The sequence below is a fragment of the Bradyrhizobium sp. PRIMUS42 genome (assembly GCF_023006515.1).
GTDB lineage: Bacteria > Pseudomonadota > Alphaproteobacteria > Rhizobiales > Xanthobacteraceae > Bradyrhizobium.
The window spans coordinates 1-1,573 of sequence record NZ_JALBGZ010001054.1 but is presented as its reverse complement, the minus strand read 5'-3'; the positions used below and the strand labels follow the sequence as shown (position 1 = coordinate 1,573).

Annotated in this window: 3 protein-coding genes; all 3 read right to left on the bottom strand. The window is 65.5% G+C overall.

What is annotated here, in order from left to right; genetic code table 11:
• On the bottom strand, nucleotides 1-439 hold a 439-nt coding region (locus tag MOV75_RS37435; protein WP_247007917.1), incomplete at its 3' end, for an acyl-CoA dehydrogenase family protein.
• The gene (locus tag MOV75_RS37430) at nucleotides 417-953 is read right to left on the bottom strand and encodes a GNAT family N-acetyltransferase (RefSeq protein WP_246929718.1); all 537 of its coding nucleotides are present in this window, start codon (nucleotides 951-953) and stop codon (nucleotides 417-419) included. The genes MOV75_RS37430 and MOV75_RS37435, both read right to left, overlap by 23 nt.
• A 25-nt stretch (nucleotides 954-978) precedes the next feature.
• Nucleotides 979-1,573 (bottom strand): MFS transporter (locus MOV75_RS37425; RefSeq protein WP_247007916.1); only part of this gene is annotated, 595 nt, incomplete at its 5' end.

Below are 1,573 nucleotides of genomic sequence, written 5' to 3'. Positions count from 1 at the left end.
CCAGCCAGCTCGCCTGCCGCGAGCCCGAAGCAAAATCCCAGCGCGCGGTGACGCGATAGCCGCCGTCGACGCTGCGCGCCTCATGCGCAATCGCGCCCCACGCGAGAATGCCCGGCGGCGTGTTGAAGATCTCCTGGGCAGTATCGTGGTCGAGCGAGGCCGCGATCATCGCGCAGACCGTGCACTGGCCGAGACACCAAGCCGTGGAGGCATCCGCCTTCGCGATCTCCTCCAGCATCTGCATGAAGCTCTCGATCGGGGCTTCCTCGCCGCCGAGGCTTTGCGGCACCAGCGCGCGATAGAGTCCGTTCTCGATCAGCGCCGAGACGACAGCGGTCGTCAGCCGCCGCGTCCGCTCGATCTCGTCGGCCTCGCGCGCGATCAACCGCGCAATGGCGCGTGCACGTTCGACAAGTTCAACTCCGGTCGTTGCGTTCATGCGCGCTTCCTCGCTCATTCTCATCCGACGGGCTGAGAGATCGAAGCGCGGCTCGCACGCCAGCTTCGTGAGACCAGGGTTGCCCCTCTACAGGGCTAAATCCAATTGCTTCCCAAAACCGGGCCGCGCCATCATTCCCCGCGTGGACAGTTACGATGGAGACTTTCCCCGCGGCCTCTTGCAGCAAGGCGTTCACGATCCGCTGAGCAACCCCGCGTCTTCGATAGTGCTGGTGCACGTGGAGCCGGCGCATCCGCCATATGGGCAGCGAGGTCGGCGTGGGCTCATTGGTCAACGCTCCGATCCCGACCAACCGGCCATCCTGGCGACAGGCGAAGATCGCGTGGAACATGGCGCGATCTACTGTGAATTCCGTGGCCAGGCGGGTCATGTGCGCATGGCCGCCGGCTTTGGCGTCGGCTTCCAGATCTGAAAAACCTGCGGGAAGAGTGTCGGCGGCGCGTTCGAGGACTATTATCGTCATGATGCAGTTCACCGAGAGGCGGGCGATCAATCAAGTTTGGCTAGAACGTCCTGGATCAGGCCGCGGCGCGGCCAAGATCGAGCGATTGCCTGCGTCTGGTCGGGAAGCTCAGCGCCACCGCGACGGCGGCGAGCCCGATCGCGAAGGAGCCGGCGTGCAGCCAGGTGTATTGCTGGAAATTGTCGAACACGAGCCCGCCGGCCCACGGACCGAGTGCCATGCCGAGGCTGGCGAAAGCCGAGACTGCGCCGAACACGGTGCCCATGATGCGCGCGCCGAAGAATTCGCGGACCAGTACCGCGTAGAGCGGCATCACCCCGCCATAGGCGAGGCCGAACACGAGCGAGAGCGCATAGAATTCGCCGAGCTGGGCCACCGCAAGATAAGCCGCGATGCACATCGCCTGCACGAACAGTCCCCCGACCAGCACCGGCTTTGCACCGATGCGATCGGCAAGCGTGCCCAGCAGTAGGCGCCCGCCGAGGCCTGAGACGCCGGCGACGCTATAGACCGTCACTGCCGTGAGCGGGGCGATGCCGCATACCATCGCATAGGACACCATGTGGAAGATCGGGCCGGAATGCGCGGCGCAGCAGGCGAAATGCGCCGCCGCGAGCGCGATGAATTGCGGCGTGCGCAGCGCCTGCGCC